9 protein-coding genes are annotated in these 16745 nt (G+C 30.2%); 1 reads left to right on the plus strand and 8 read right to left on the minus strand.

Annotated features, from left to right (window positions below):
* Positions 1 to 20 precede the first annotated feature (20 nt).
* Positions 21 to 2708 (minus strand): alanine--tRNA ligase, encoded by a 2688-nt coding sequence (alaS, locus tag P695_RS0104115; protein WP_028126983.1) that lies wholly within the window; start codon positions 2706 to 2708, stop codon positions 21 to 23.
* Positions 2709 to 2893: 185 nt separating this feature from the next.
* Here alaS and P695_RS0104120 point away from each other — a divergent pair, with 185 nt between their 5' ends.
* Positions 2894 to 3772 carry a Cof-type HAD-IIB family hydrolase gene (locus P695_RS0104120; protein WP_028126984.1) on the plus strand — a complete coding sequence of 293 codons (879 nt, stop codon included), beginning with the start codon at positions 2894 to 2896 and terminating at the stop codon, positions 3770 to 3772.
* Positions 3773 to 3783: 11 nt separating this feature from the next.
* Here P695_RS0104120 and P695_RS05915 read toward each other — a convergent pair whose 3' ends face one another.
* From P695_RS05915 to P695_RS0104160, 7 genes are all read right to left on the minus strand, one after another.
* Positions 3784 to 5232, minus strand: coding sequence for a BspA family leucine-rich repeat surface protein (locus P695_RS05915; RefSeq protein WP_051437390.1), 1449 nt, complete (start codon positions 5230 to 5232; stop codon positions 3784 to 3786).
* Between the two features lie 199 nt (positions 5233 to 5431).
* The gene (gene pepF, locus P695_RS0104130; RefSeq protein WP_028126985.1) at positions 5432 to 7225 is read right to left on the minus strand and encodes an oligoendopeptidase F; all 1794 of its coding nucleotides are present in this window, start codon (positions 7223 to 7225) and stop codon (positions 5432 to 5434) included.
* Between the two features lie 17 nt (positions 7226 to 7242).
* Positions 7243 to 7926, minus strand: a complete 684-nt coding sequence (locus P695_RS0104135) for a hypothetical protein (protein ID WP_028126986.1) — start codon at positions 7924 to 7926, stop codon at positions 7243 to 7245.
* 463 nt (positions 7927 to 8389) lie between these two features.
* Positions 8390 to 9079 (minus strand): lipoprotein, encoded by a 690-nt coding sequence (locus P695_RS06190; RefSeq protein WP_035026514.1) that lies wholly within the window; start codon positions 9077 to 9079, stop codon positions 8390 to 8392.
* Positions 9080 to 9367: 288 nt separating this feature from the next.
* On the minus strand, positions 9368 to 10717 hold the full coding sequence (locus P695_RS0104150) for a M17 family metallopeptidase (protein ID WP_028126987.1): 1350 nt from the start codon (positions 10715 to 10717) through the stop codon (positions 9368 to 9370).
* 69 nt (positions 10718 to 10786) lie between these two features.
* The gene (locus P695_RS0104155) at positions 10787 to 14359 is read right to left on the minus strand and encodes an ABC transporter permease (protein WP_028126988.1); all 3573 of its coding nucleotides are present in this window, start codon (positions 14357 to 14359) and stop codon (positions 10787 to 10789) included.
* Positions 14360 to 14469: 110 nt separating this feature from the next.
* Positions 14470 to 16692 (minus strand): ABC transporter permease, encoded by a 2223-nt coding sequence (locus P695_RS0104160; protein ID WP_028126989.1) that lies wholly within the window; start codon positions 16690 to 16692, stop codon positions 14470 to 14472.
* Positions 16693 to 16745: the final 53 nt, after the last annotated feature.

The raw sequence follows: 16745 nt of genomic DNA on the forward strand, positions 1-16745 counted from the left end.
TAAAACAAATAGGCATTGGCCTATTTGTTAAATTTTCCTTGTGCAAGGTGTTTGTTTCCTCCACCTTGAGTTTTAATGCCTGGCATATTTTTGAAAAGATCAATAGCTGGATATTTGTCTTGTAATGTTTCACTAACAGCGACAATAATAAAATTCCCTTGCTCAGATTCACTCATTAAAATGATAATAACTTCAGCAAATTGATTTCTTAATTGATCAGCTAACATTTTTAGTTCTTGCATATTTAAATCATTAGCATATACCTTAATTTGTTGAATCCCATTTTCATTAATACTTGGTTCAAGATTTTGATAAGCTGCTAATTTTAAATTAGAATTTTTCAAAGCTACTTGCTTTTCAAAGAAATAAACTTTTTGTTGGAATTCTCACACCATATTTTTGAATTCTTGGATTTGTTGACGATCCATTTTAAAGTTTTCAATTAATTCAAACATTGCTTCAATTTCAGCAGCAGTTTCACTACCTTTTAATTGGTGATATTTATTCATCAATCCACGAGCATTTTCTAATTGTTCACTTCATTGTTGTTCATAATATTGAGCGACTGTTTTAAATGAAGTTAAACATTTAATACGGAAAACTCCACTACCTTTTGACTCAATCCCAGTAATGACAAAATCTTCAATCACTTGGGTATTTTCAACATGAGTTCCACCACAAAGTTCTGATGAGAAATCACCAAATTGGACAACACGCACAATTTCATCATATTTTTCTGTAAAGAACGCTAGGGCATGATATTTATCAACTGCTTCTTGCATTGAAACGAAATGTACTTCTCTTTTAATCGCTGCTTTAATTTTTTTAAGAACTAAATTTTGGGTGGTGATTAATTCTTCAGGGGTGATATTACGATTAAAAGTAAAGTCCATACGTAAACCAAATTCATCATTATATGAACCTGATTGCATGACTAAATCACCTAACACTTCACGCAAAGCAGCATGAATCATATGTGTTCCAGAGTGGTTTTTCATGGTGTAAATGCGTTTTTCTTGGTCCACATTTGCCTCTACTAAATCATGCATGCTTAATGTTCCTTCAACATTAACACGATGAATGTTTTGTCCTAATGGTCCTTGTTGAACATCATCAACAACTCCCATCCCTTTTAATCCTTGAATAGTTCCATGATCGGCAGCTTGCCCACCTTTTTCCGCATAGAATGGTGTTTTATCTAAAATGATGTATCCGGTAGTATCAGTAATTTCATCAACTTGTTGATCATCAATAAACATGAAAACAATTTTACTATCTTTGTGAGTCATTTCTTGTCAACCAGTAAATTCTGAATCAACATGCATTTTAGTAAATAATTCGTTTTGATTATCTCAAGCTTTTAATTCTTTACGACCACTACGAGCCTTTTCTTTAGCTTGATTTAACAATGCTTCAAATCCTTGCAAATCAACTTCAACATTATTGTTACGAGCAATTTCCATTGATTGTTCAATTGGAAAACCAAATGATTCAAAAAGTAGCATCGCATTTTCAGCACTGACTTTACCTTCTTTTTTAATCATTTCTTCTAACAAATCAAACCCTTTTGATAGTGTTTGTAAAAACTTAGTTTCTTCATTTTTAATCGTTTCCACAATAATCGCTTTTTTAGTTGCTAAATAAGGATAAAATTGTCCCATACTTGCAATCACTTGGTCAACTAATTGGTATAAGAATGTGTGGTTAATCCCTAATTCTCTTCCATAAATTGAACTACGACGAATTAAACGACGAATGATGTACCCACGATCTTTATTTCCAGGAAACACCCCATCAGCAATGGCGAAAGTCACAGCACGAATATGGTCGGCAATCACTTTGAAAGCTGTGTTAATACGTGTTTGTTTTGGATTTGGATTAGGATAATTTTCCATTGAATATTGAAAATTACCACCAACCATTTTTTCAATCGCTTGAATTGTTGGTCAAAAAATATCAGTTTCAAAATTAGTTGGTGTGTTTTGGCAAAGTGAGGCCACACGTTCCAAACCAGCACCCGTATCAATATTTTTTCTTGGTAATTCTGTATAGTTATTATGACCATCATTATTAAATTGTGAAAAGACAATGTTTCAAATTTCAATATAACGATCATTTTCCATATCTTCAGCTAATAATTTAGTACCAAGATTTTGTGGGTCTCACTCAATTCCACGGTCATAAAAAATTTCCGTATTAGGTCCACATGGTCCTTGCCCAACATCTCAAAAATTGGTATCTCTGCCACCTTTAAAAATATGATCCGGTTTAATTCCAATAATCTCAGTTCAAATTTTGTATGCTTCTTCGTCTTCATTGAAAACTGTAATGTACAGTTTTTCAGGATCCATGGCAAATCATTTTTCACTTGTTAATAATTCTCAACCAAACTCAATGGCTTCTTTTTTGAAGTAATCACCAATTGAAAAATTACCTAACATTTCAAACATGGTTTGATGACGAGCAGTCACCCCAACATTTTCAATATCATTGGTACGAATAGATTTTTGGGAATTTGTTAAACGTGGTGAGGGGGGTGTTTTACGCCCATCAAAATATGGTTTTAAAGTCGCCACACCAGAATTAATCCATAGTAATGATGGATCTTCAACAGGGATTAATGAAACTGGTGCTAAAAAATGATGTTCTTTTGATTGAAAAAAATCAATTCACATTTGTCTAATTTCATTTGATGATAATTTTTTCATAAAAACCTCCTTGGTTTTTTAATTTATTGATATTTTACCTTATTTGTTTTTTAATTCCTTAAACAAAATTTTATTTTTCCATTTTAATCTCAAAATTGTTTCTGAAAAAACTAAATTTTGGTGGTTTTAAATTATAATATTTGAGTATATAAATTTACTACTAAATAATTACCAAGGAGGTATTTATGAAAATTGAGACATCAAAAAAACGACTTATTTTAGTTGATTTAGATGGAACTGCTTTACAAAATGATGGCAAAACCATTCATCCCAAAACCAAAGAAGCTTTGCTCGAAGTGCAAAAACAAGGTCATATTGTTTGTCTTGTAACAGGGCGACCTGTACGTGCTTCTTTGCAATATTATCATGAATTAGGTTTAGATACTTTACTCACAAATTTTGATGGCGCACATATTTCTGATCCCATTAAAAGAGAATTTAAACGTTTAGTTTTTTCGATTAACTATGACATTATTATGGAAATTTTAAATGATGAAATTATTAAAGATTCTATCGAAAACTTGATGTTGCAAAATTACGATCGCGTCTTAATTTGAAAAAAAGATGCTGAATTAGAAAACTTCTTCCACTTATCTGAAATTAAACAAGATGCTGGTGAGACTTTGATTGTTGGCCATCCTCAAGAAAATTGAAAAGGTCCTTCCACTAACATTGTGTTGAAATTAAAAGGAACCAAATATTTACATCGTGTGATTCGTAGTTTGGGTAGATTTCAAGATGCTGTAAAAATTCAAAGCGGTGTTTTGTATGGGGTCAAAACCAAAGATAAAGACCCAATTTTAACTTTAACTAACAAAAATGTGGATAAAGGTTTTGCTGCTGAAATTCTTGCACAATATTACAACAAAGATATTCGTGATGTGATTGCTTTTGGTGATCAATTAAATGATTTTGAAATGTTAAGAAAAGTTGGAATTGGAATTGCGATGCAAAACGGGGCTTCCACTTTAAAATTTATTGCTAACGGAATTACCCATAAATCAAATGATAATGGCGGTGTTGGTGATTACATCACTCGTTTATTAAAAGGTGAAGAATACTAAGTATTCTTTTTTTAATTTCCTTGTTCGTTAATTTTAAAATTAGGTTGGTGTGGTTGTTTCCAATTTTTATTATTTGTAAAATCTGTACAGTTTTGAATTTGACTCACTTCTCAATTTGATAAGTTTTGGCGAAATGAAAGTGCTCCATTAAACATTGAATTCATATTCATGACTGTTTGAGTTTCCCAACTAGCTATATCTTTATTAAACAAAATCGCATAATTAAACATCCCTTCCATATTATTAACGTTAGTTGTATTTCAAGAAGAAATATCACCATTAAATTTAATGGCTGAATTAAACATATTACTCATGTTAGTTACTCTCGCTGTGTTTCAAGCATTACCTTCACTTTTTAAATCTTGATTGAAAAATAAGGCTTGTTTAAACATGCTTTCCATATTTTCTACTCTGGAAGTATCTCATTTGGAAATATCATTATTAAATGAAACTGAATCACTGAACATGAAGCTCATGTTTGTTACATTTGAAGTAACTCAATTAGAAATATCACCATTAAATGAAACTGCTGAATTAAACATATGATTCATGTCTTCAACAAGTGATGTGTTTCAAGCATTATCGCTGGTTGTTAAATTTTGGTTGAATAAAATCGCTTGACTAAACATAAAACTCATATTTTTTACCAGTGATGTGTTTCAAGTTAAAATATCACTATTAAAAGCGATCGCACTTTGAAACATCCCTTCCATCGTTGTGACTTTCCCAGTATTTCAATTAGAAATATCACTATTAAAAGCAATGGCTGAATTAAACATATTAGACATGTCTTGGACATTAGCAGTATTTCAAGTGATTAGGTCTTGATTAAATTCGACAGCCCCATTAAACATCGATGCCATATTTTCAATTTGTGAAGTGTCTCAACTAGCAAGGTCATCGTTAAATTCAGCAACACCAGAAAATAAATTTTCCAAACTTTTAATGTTTGAACTAATATAACTTGGAGCAAACATAAGATCACTTGGCATTTTGTGAGCAGTGCGGGTTTCAGTATCTCAACCAATATGAATAATTTCTTTAGTTTTATCAGGTGCACTTTCAGCAATTAAATATGCTTTGCCGAGATCATCTAAAAAGACTGTGTGATTTTCTGTTGTTTTGTTTAAAACTTGATACAAACTTAACTGACCAACATATTGTGAATAATCTGTTGGAGTAAAAGTAAATTTTTTAACTTTTTTTTCTGTATCTGCAAATTCTTCTGAGATATTCATCGCATTTGGAACATCAAGTTCTTGGCCAATTTTTTCAACTAATTCTTGAGTAGTTCAAAATTCTTCTTTGGTGAGAATGATTTGTTCTATAGCTGAATTGATAGTGCGAATATCGATTTTGGGCGGTAAACTTCGACTACATCCGATTACAGCCAGAGAAGTGATGCTTATTGTTGAAGCGATTAAACCTAGACCTCCTAATAAACTAATTAATTTTTTCATTTGCTTGTTCCCTTTGTTCTTTTGCAAGCAAAAATTTAGTCTTATTTTTAAAAGTCAGCTAACTTTTAAAAATAAAAACAAGTGATTAATCATTCTTGCTTTGTTCTTATCCAAAAATAATTATAAATCCTTATTTAAGAATTTTCCAAATTAAAATTAATAAAAACAAGCCACTTTTGGCTTGTTTTGACATAAAATTTTATTTTTTTAATAAAATTTTTAACTCTTGAAGATAAGCATCAATTGCTTTAATTAAAGGTAAATAGGTCGCTTCTTGGGTGAAATCAATACCTGCATCAAGCATGATCTTCATTGGTTCTTGACACCCACCAGCTTTTAAAAAGTTAAGTGTGGTTTGAGTGTTACCAGCTTGAATATCTTGGTACAATTTAAAACTAGCCACCACATCAATCGCATATTTATAGACATAATATGGAGAATGAAAGAAGTGCGAAATATAAGGCCAAACATAAGTCAGACCTTGGGTGTCGGGTTCTTGATCAAACACATCATAACCATATTCAGCACGAGTTTGGGCAAATAGCTTGCCCAAAATATCAGCTGTTAATGGTTGGTCATTTTCCACAAGTTGGTGTGCTTGGTATTCAAAGGCTGAATATTGAATTTGGGTCGTGAAGGTCCCAATTAAATCTTTAATGCGATGTTGAAGTAAATAAATTTTTTCATCATCATGAGCTGCATGTTGATACATATAATCAAACAATAAATGTTCATTAATTGTTGAGGCCACTTCAGCTACAATAATTGGATAATTATTTAATGGATAAGGTTGGGTTTGATCAGCAAATAAGGTGTGGACTGAATGGCCAATTTCATGAGCTAAAGTATTAACCGAACCTAATTTATCATCTCAATTCATCAAAATAATTGGGTCTAACCCAGACCCACCTGTTGAATAGGCACCATGACGTTTATTTGTATCTTCATAATAATCAATTTTGTTGTTGGACCAAGCAATTTCTAATTTTTGAATATACTCTTCACCCATAATCTTTAAGGCTGCTCGAATGATTGTTTTTGCTTCTTCAACATTAAACTTACGGTCATAATTTTTAACTAATTTTAAAGAATAATCACTTAAATAAAATTTTTCCATTTCGAAATGTTCTTTCACCAACTGCACATATTCATGCAATCCTTGATGATATTTTTTCCCGACTGCTAAAAGTTTTAAATAAGTAGCTACTGGCACTGCATCATCACTCAAGCTTGCTTGTAAAGTTGATTCATAGTTGCGAATTTGCACAGTTTCCACATCGCCTTGTAAAATCCCTTCATAAATTGAAGCAAAAGAATGTTTGTGGTCAGTATAGTTTTTATTAAAGATTGTAGCCACTTCTAAACGGTATGCTTGCTCTTGAATTGGATCAGTATCTTCAGCAATTTCAGCCATTAAACTTTGGGTTAAAATCTGTTGTTTATTTTGATAAACAACTTCTTCATCACGACGATCAGCTGAAGCTAAAGTATCATAAAGCGCATGAATCGCACCACGGCTTTTCCCAACTTTAGATAATAATTCTTCATCATGTTTTGTTAATAAATGCTTGGCATTTTCAAAGAATTTTTTAAATCCATACTGATATCGACTATATTCAGGATCTGAATTTAAAAAAATCATAATAGTCTCTTCACCAACTTCTTTCAGTTCTGGTTCAATAAAAGCAGTGGCAATCGTAATCTTTTGACATTCATTATCCAATAATCCTTCCAGTTCTTGAAAGTTTTGGTTAGCTGTATCAGTATCACCATCATGTAAATACATCATCATTTTGTCCAGAATGATTTCTAGTTCACGTTCTAATGCTAAATAACGAAAAAAGACTTCTTTTTGCTTTAAACGATTTTGAAAAAGCTGATATTCTTCAGCTTTTTCAACCATTAATTTTAAATCTTTTTTTCATTGTTGATCATTTTGATACAAATGAGAAAAATCTCATTTGTATTCTGAGCTGGCATCTTTTCTTTTCATCATTAATCTTTCTAATTTTATTTTTTAGCTTTTTCTTCTAATTCGGCAATTTTTTTATTTTGTTCTTCAATTAATTGGTCCATACGTTTAGTTGCTTCTTCAAAAAATAAAATTAGATTAGTTTGTAAAATCGAGAAAATATTAATTTTTTGTGCACGTTGTTCTGGTGTCATTTCTTGATTTAATTCTTTTAATTTAGTGTAAAAATCTGGTAATCCAGCATTAATCGCATTGACAATTCTTTGCATTGGCATGGCTTTGATATTGAATTCAATAAACTCATCAGTTTGCATGGCTTTCATTTTTTCAATTGTTGAATATGCTTCTGTCTCAAAAGTGATTGCTTTGTTTTTCACTAAAATATTATAAATATCAATTAATATTTGAATATTAGTACTGTTAATTGGTTTATCTGATCATGGTTCATCATTAACTGTTAAAACATCTAAATCTTTAGTTTCAACAATCCCTAATTTATCTTTAAAAACATCATAAAGTGCTTGTTCATTCATGTCGCGATTGACCAAATCAGAAATAATTGATGCAAAGTATTTGGCATCAATTCCTAGCCCTAAATGTTGACCAGGTTTATTCGGATCTGGTCTCACCAAAAGAAAGGGAAAATTTCCACTTAAAATATTTTTACCTTCAATATCATGCATTTTTTTTGCATTATATAAAGTTCATGTTGTTAATTTCATCATAACACCTCCATTCTCTTAATTTTACCAAACAAACTTCAACTCAATAATAAAAAATATTCAGGCATAGAAAAAGTGGTCTAAAACTATTGCATTCAATAGTCATAACCACTTACAAGATGAAATTTAAAATATTAAATCGTTAAAAATTAACGTTATTATTTTTTCTTTTTGTCGTCGTGTTTTTTTTCAGAACTTGCACATTTTGTTGAACTATTTGCATGTACTTTTTTACACAATCCGCAAATTTTTGATTCAGCCATATTCATCATGTTTTTCTCCCTTCAAAGTGGGTTATTCAGTTTGTAGATTAAATAATCCACTAATTTAAAATAATTATATTCCTTGTATTTCAATAAAATTATTTATTGCCAATAAAAAGAAATTTTTTGAAATGAGGCATGTTTTAAAAAGTAAATTAAAAATGCTAACATTTGCTAGCATTTTTAATAAATTATAGATTTTAATTAAGCTTGGGGTTAAGTATTTCTTTATAATTGGGTTCAAAATTAATCATCGCTTCTAATAGTTTACTATTAAGTTGATTAATGTATTCTTGAAGATTCTTTGATGGTGCTGAATAAAGCAATAAAATAACTTCTAAGTGTTTATCTTGCATGATTTTAAACAATTCTGGTTTGCCATTACTTTGCAAAGCTCCTAAAAGAATTGCATCCCATAATGTTAATTCAATCTCAGTTGTGTCAGCTAGATTCAGTTGATCAAATCCTACAATTGCTTTTAATAGTTTTTTATTAGCCAATTCAACTTCATTATTTTGATGACTAACTCTAGTGTTTTGGTTGTCATAAACTACTTTTGCTTCATCTCTAGTTTGTCGTAAATGTTCAACTCATGGTTTACCGCTTTTTGAAATCAATTCATTTGCTTTTTGAATTTTAGTATTCAAAGCTTTTAAATCTGTTCCTTGTAACTCTTCTAATAGTGGGTTGTCTATTTCAGTTTCTGTTTCAGTTTCTGTTTCAGTTTCTGTTTCAGTTTCTGTTTCGGTTTCTGTTTCAGTTTCTGTTTCAGTATCTGTTGGGTTAGTTACTTGTACTTCAGTTTCTTGATTATTAGTGCAAGCAATAGCAGTTGATGCAGCAACACTAACCATACCAAGCGAACCTAATAAACTTAATAATTTTTTCATTGTAATTTTCCTTTTCTAATAAATATTTACTTTTCTTTTGTCAAAATAATTTTTCTTAAATGAACATCATTTTTCCAAACATAATGAGATAATATGTTATTTATTTTAAAAAAACAACCCAAAAAATGCTGAAAATTGAGCAAAATCACCTAAAAATAAGTAAAAATTTAGTTTTTTGATGATTTATTGGCAAAAATGACTCTAGTAAGGTTTTACTAGAGTCATAAAAATTAGTTTAATTGGTTTGTTTTTAACTAAAAAACAAATAGCTTTATAGATTTAAAATGATTATTTATTTAACATTTCAAATAGTGTTTTTAACATGATTGCAGTTCCACGACCTTTTTGATCAGCGGTTCCAGCAATATCTAAATGAATATATGGTTTTTCTTCAGCAAAGGCATTTAAGAAAGCAGCAGCAGTTGAACTTCCAGCTTCTCTTCCTTTTTCTGAATTAGTTAAATCAGCAATTGGAGTAGCTTGCATCATTTCTAAATGTTCTTCAATTAAAGGTAATCTTCAGATGCCTTCACCTGAAATTTTTGCTGCTTGTTCAACTTCATTATATAATTCATCATTTGTTGAAAAAGCACCAGTGAATCAATGTCCTAAAGCAATAGTAATTGCTCCAGTTAAAGTTGAGGCTTCAATAACACGATCAGCATTTAATTGACGGATTGCATAAGTAATTCCATCAGCTAAAACTAGACGTCCTTCAGCATCAGTGTTATCAATTTGAACAGTTTTACCATTCATTGATGTTAAAACTGATTCAGGCATTGTTGCACTACCTCCAATGCGGTTATCTGTAAACATTCCAATGGCTACGACATTTGCTTTGGCTTTGGCTTTAGCTAAAGCCATCACAGTTGACAGCATAATTGCTGCTCCAGACATATCAAATTTCATACCATCCATAAATTGTGATGGTTTTAAATTATATCCTCCCGAGTCAAAAGTGATCCCTTTTCCAACAAGTGCAGTTTTGGGTAATTGAGCATCACTAGTGTATTCTAAAATCACCACTTGCCCTTCAACAGATGAACCAGCATTGACACCAACAAATAGTCCCATACCCAGTTCTTTAGCTTCTTTAATTCCTAAAACTGTGGCTTTAACACCAGGAATTTTTTTAGCATCTTCAATAATTTTTTTAGCAAAGTAAACTGATGTCCCAATGTTTGGTGGGGTGTCTTGTAACATTCTAGTGTAATTCACCATTTCTGCTTTAATTTCTTGAATTGCTTTAATTTCAGTAAAGTTTTCTTTAGTCATTAAGTTATAAACAACTTTGTTGTCTTCTTTTTTACTTTTTAATGAATAGCTGTTAAAACTATGAAAATCAATAGTTTCAAAAATTGTGTTAAAAACAATTTTTGGTTCTAATTCTTTAGCAATCGCCAAAAATGAAGCTAAGTCCACATTAACATTCATTTTGTTAGTTGCTACAAAATTAGTCAATGCTTTTTTTAGTTGTTTACGGCGATCAGCTGTTTTCTCATTTAACACCATATAAATTTTGTGTTCACCACTAATAAATGTAGTTTTAGTATCATCAGCTAAAACAAATTTGGGTAAATTTTTTTCACTAATGGCAACTAAAGTAATTTCTTCTTGGTTTGTGTTTAAATTAATCATCGTTAAATATCTCCTTTATGCTTAATTGTTTTTGATTATATCATTTCAAAAAAGACATGGATAGTCTATCTATAAAACTGCAAAGGCATTTTTTGGCGATTGCTGCTTAGTGTAAAAATAAATTGCCACACCAACTAAACATGAGAATGCTATGACACTCGCTAATGCAATTGCCACGAATTCACCACTTCAAACAAATGGAGCTGCCAAACCAATATTGGCATACATAAATTCAGAAACCTTGGTTAAAATAATTCATGATACTAAAATGCTTGTTAAAATAGCGAGTAGTGATGAGAGGAAGTAACCACTAATTAAATACATATTAATATCATTTTTACAATATCCCATTGCTTTAAATAATAAAATAATTTCACGGTTTTCTAGCAAGGCTAAAATCGTAATAATGAGTGAAATAATCACAGCAATCACACTACTTAAAGCGATTGCAATCATAATGATGCCCATAAATGGTCTAGTGAGTGTTTCAAGTTGTTTAGTTGCAATATTAAATTGGAAGGCATTGCTCATCAAACTAGTCATATATCTGGAAATGTTATTGGTTTGATTACCAAAATAATCTTGAATGAAACCACCAGGCTTAGCATGATCGTGTTCACTAAAAATTGGTAAAGTTAAATATTCCATTTGCATTGGGATCTCATTTTGTGAAAAATAAGAATTACTAATGCCTGTTGGTTGATGATCTCTAATTTTTTCATAAATCTGTTTATAATATTCAGCTAAAGTTTGGTGAGCAACAGAATTTCGGTTAGTGTTCGTAATTAAAGACAAGTATTTAAACAAACTTGCTTGGGCAACATAAACAGATAATTGAATCCCATCTTCAACAATGATTTTATTTACTTTTAAATGTAAAGTATTGCTGATTAAATATCTGGTCGCAGAGTTTCAACGGCTAATCCCAATTGAAGGTAATCCATCTAAAGTAATTGGAAATTCATCGCCTGGTTTTAAGTGGGCATAATCTGCATAATGTTTAGAAATGTTGACTTTTAACACTTTCTCATTGTACTTACCATTGACAATGTCCTTTTCAGTGGATGAATCATAGTGAAAATGTTGGTGTGAATCTTGATCGTTTTCAAAGGCCATGAAATTCAAACCTAAACCAATAGTTTGGTCAGTAGCATTACTTGCATATACACCCCATTGTTTACCACTTTGCATTGATTGAGCTTTGTTTTGACCAACAATGTTACCAAACATAATATTAATTCCGTCAAATCAAGGTTGTTCTTTTTTCATTTTAATTAATCGATTGATCATCTCATTAAGTCCATCAACAAATTCTTGAGCATCTTCTGGACTCATTCGATAAATATTTTGTAAAATTTCTTTGATTTTTTCCATCAAGCGTTCTTGGCTTTCTGGATTTTTGATCATATCTTCTACAAAACGATTAACGACTGTTTTGGGAATGTAACGGTCTTTTAATCCACCTTGAAAAATTTTCATAATTTTACCAAGGGGTAATTCATAAAGATCAATCGCTTTTTTAGAATCAATATCACTCGGATCAATCACTTTATACGCTCTAACTGGCTGATAGTCAGGATTGTGCGAACGTTCACTTGGTAGTTGATTCATACTAAATAGTGGTAATGAACGATTAAAAATAATTGATTTGTATGGAGCATTTCAATTTTCATATTGCTTAATCGATTTTGGTAAAGAGCTTGAAAATTGAAATGCAAACAAAATGACTGTAAAAGCAATCGTTAGAATTAAATAGGAAATCGAATTTTTATAAACATTTTTAAAAATAAAAGTGATGCCAATTCGGGCTTTACCATTTAATCCACGGGTGAGAATTTTTAATCTCATATGTAATCTGGAAATTGATTTACCAACACCCATAGTTTGACTACTTAATAATTTGGATTTAATAATACTTCAATTAATTGCAAAGAAAGCGGCAACATTAATTGCAATTAAAGCAACAAAAATTCCCAAGAAAACAAATCCACCAGCTCAGAACCCATGATAAAAATTCAAATGTTGATAAGAAATACTCATAATCAGGTCTTGAATGCTAAAAGAAAGGAAAGCACTCAAGATTATTCCACACGAAAGTGGTACAACCAACGCCAAAGTTGTTAATAGAGATAATTCGGCATTGTTAACTCCTAAAGATTTTAAGAAAAATAATGTTTTGCGTTGTAATAAAATTATTTGTTGACTAATAAAGAAGAAAATGACAAATAGTAGAATTAAAATCAATGAAGCAATCACAAATGTTAAAACAATAAAGATGTTGTATGTCGTCATCAATGTTTTAGTAGTTTCATATTTTTCTCAATAAGTTGAGGTTTGTAATTCCACATTTTGATCTCAACTAACTTTTGACATCATTTTTTCTTGAAATCATTCTGAAAATTCTTTTTGTCCTCCCGCGATAGAAGTTTGGTCTAAAAATCTCAATGGGAATTTATTTAAATTGAAGGTTTTGGACATATATCAATAAACATCTTCAGGAAAAGATTGAATAGATTTTCAAAGTTCAAAAGACATTTTATTAATTGTTTGCACCGGTAAGTAAAATTGTAATAAATTTGGTCTAATAAAGATATTACTTGCATTAATATTGGTACCAGCATAAAGCAAATTGTATATTATAGCATCCTCTTTATCACCCATTTTAACTTGATAAGTTTCACCTAATTTCAAGTTAAGTTTGTTGGCTGTTTTTTGTTGGGTGTAAAAAAACATTCCATATTTATCACTATCTTTTTTCAAATAGTCTTCATATTCTTTGCTTGAAAAATCAACTGAGCTTTTATAAACAATTTTATTAAAATCATTTTCATAAAATAATCTTGAATTAGGCATTTTAGCCTCTGAACCAACACCGATTGTTTCAGCAATATCATCGCCATAAAAACCTTCATAAATATCTTTCATTCATGTATTAGTTGCTAAAACTTCAGCATTTAATTTTTCATCACTACCTTCAAGTCGCAAATGATGAGTATAATTTCTTTCTAATTGAAAGGAAAATTTTTGCTTATTTTCTGGTTGCTGCAAATACTCATTAATAATAAATGCTATTTGAATATTATTTGTTTTAAAATTGCGTTTAAAGAGATTACTGATTCATTCAATGAAAATATTTAGCTCATTTGTTGGTGTTTTTGGGGATGGGGCTAAAGTTTTCAATGTTAATAAGTATGGATTTTTAGTAAAAGCACTTTTAGAAAGAGGGGTAATATTACCACTAAAAAAAGCAAAATATTTATAAAGGTCTTTGCCAATTGGTTCAATTTCTGTTCGGAAATGTGGGCTAACACGTTGATTAAATTCTTCTTTATTTGCATTAACAACACTCAAAAAAAAATTAAACATTGGTTGACTGGTGCGTTCTTGTTGAATAAATGATGTTTGATATTTGGGATCCAACTCTGGTTCATCAAATAAATATCTTTGTGGTGAAAAACGTGCATTAACCAATCTGTTTTGGTGAACAGTTGTACTAATATCTGAGATATAAAGCGAAACAAAAGAAATCAAACCTAAAGATAAGGAAATTGCCAAAATAAAAAATAAGGTAAATGAAAGATACAAAGGCCAATGACCTAAGAAATCTTTTAAAGTTTGTTTAAAAAATAATCTCAATTTCATGAAAAAACCCCTTCTTTAATTTGATATTATACCCAAAAAAGAAAAATTCTATTGAGAATAATAGAATTTTTAAATATAAATTTTTAAAACCATTTTTATAAAATAAATTACTATAAAACTGCAAAAGCATTTTTAGGTTGTTGTTTTCGGCTATAAATGGTGATTGTTCAACTAATTAAACAGAAGAACCAAACAACTGCTAAAATAGCCGTAAAAATAAAGTCTAAATGCCAAGCAAAGTTTAAGTCCATCTTAATTGACACAGCATGCATAAATTGCATACCAACTTTATTTAAGAGTAATGTAGAAATCCCGACAGCAGTCATGGCTGCTAGAATGATCGAGACTAGATAACCACTAATTAAATATAAATTGATTTCTCGTTTTGAATAACCAATCGCTTTAAACAAGAGAATTACTTTTTTGTTTTCTAAAAGCGCCAAAATAGTAATAATTAAAGAAATGACCAATGCAATAGCAATCGAAAAAGCAATAGCATTATTTAAAATTCCTAACATGGGAGCAACGCTTGGATAGAGTTTTTGAGTCACAAGATCAAAAATTAATAAATCACTAGTAGCACTTTGCAGATATTTTTTGGAATCTTCTTTTGCATAATAATCTAAAATGTGACTCCCAACCTGATTAGGATCATTATCTGCTTGTTTGTCTGAAGTTTTGTTTGTTTGCTTCAAAATCGGTAATGTGAAATATTCTAATTGTGTTGGTAATCTTTTGCTTGAATAATATGAATTGCTCACATATTGATCCGGCATATCATCAGCAATCATTTGATATTGTTCTTTTAAAATACCACTCATCGTATCCAACTGATTAGTTGTTAATGCTAAATATTTAAATAAAGCAGTTTGTGGCACATAAACATTTTCTAAAATAGTTTCTTCTTCAACTATTTGATCAACTTGCAAAATAATTTTTGGAGAAATTCCATGAGAAATCACGTCATCCCGTTGATCAATTCTTTCTAGACCGATGTTTTTTAACTCTAAACTAATTTCATCACCTGATTTTATATTTGTTCGCTTAGCAAGGGTTTGAGAAATGTTTGCTTTAAGCGCCAAATTTACAATTTCAGGTTCATTAGTTTTTAATTGTCTTGAGATAATTGGTTGTTCATTTTGATCATACTGAAAATGTTTGTATGAATGGTCATCATTTTCAAAACCAATAAGATTTATTTTTCGAGCTGATTTGGCATGTCAAGCTTTAGTTGCATAAACTCCCATCTCATTTTTGCTGTTATTAGGCTTAACAACTTTACCAAAAACAACATTTAAACCATCAAATTCTGGATTGATTTTTTTTAGTTTAATAAGTTTACCCAATAATTCTTCAATGATAGTTTTTATACCATCACTTTTTGACTTGTCATTGCCATTCTTGGGTTTTGCTGGGTTATCTTCATTAATGATATCTATCATCTTTTGCATCATCGCTTTAACCGTTTCTTTTGGCAAATATGTTTCGTCCATTTTTGTTGTTAGAGTGTTGATAATGTCATCTTCGTCGGTGTTTTGCCAAAAGGCTAAATCTAATGGAATTAACTGATTCAACTCTTCTTGGGAAATAGTTTGATAAGAATCGATAATTTTTGGAGAATTATCGACACTAAATTCTTTATTTTGATGAACAACATTAAACAAAGGTAAAGCATGATTGAGTTTAATTGATTTAAAAGGTGCATGTCAATTTTCATAACTTTTAACAGCTCCTCAAATGGAACCATTAAATTGCAAGGCAAAAAACAAAACCGTAAAAGCCAAAGTTAAAAAAAGATAGGAAACGAAATTTTTATAAACATTTTTAAAAGCAAAGGCAAAACCAATCCTTGTTTTACTATTTAATTTGCCGGTTGTTCATTTCAACTTTTGTTGAAAAGTTGAAATGCCTTTAATTGCACCCATGCCAGATGTTTTTAACACTTTGGATTTAATAATAAAAATATTAACTAAATAAAACCCAATAACATTAATCACAAATAAAATAATTAATGGTAAAAACAACATCGGTTCAATAGTAAAGAAGGGGTGATAAAAAATTAAATTATCATAAGTCACTTCCATGATAATGTTTTGCAAGAGCAAGGATACAAAAATTGATCCAATAAAACCAACCACAACTGGAGCACATAATGAAAGGGTAGTTAAAATTGATAATTCAGAATTATTGACACCTAAAGATTTTAAATAATACAAAGTTTGTTGATGCATTAAAATAATTTGTTGACTAATAAAGAAAAAGATTAAAAATATTAAAGCTAAAATGAATAATGGGGTCTTTACGGATTTTTGTGTAAATTCATTTTTACTCATTATTCAATTACGACCCTCCCTTCAAACATTATATAAAAGTGAGCCAGTGCAGA

The sequence above is a fragment of the Williamsoniiplasma lucivorax ATCC 49196 genome (genome assembly GCF_000518285.1).
Classification (GTDB): domain Bacteria; phylum Bacillota_I; class Bacilli_A; order Mycoplasmatales; family Mycoplasmataceae; genus Williamsoniiplasma; species Williamsoniiplasma lucivorax.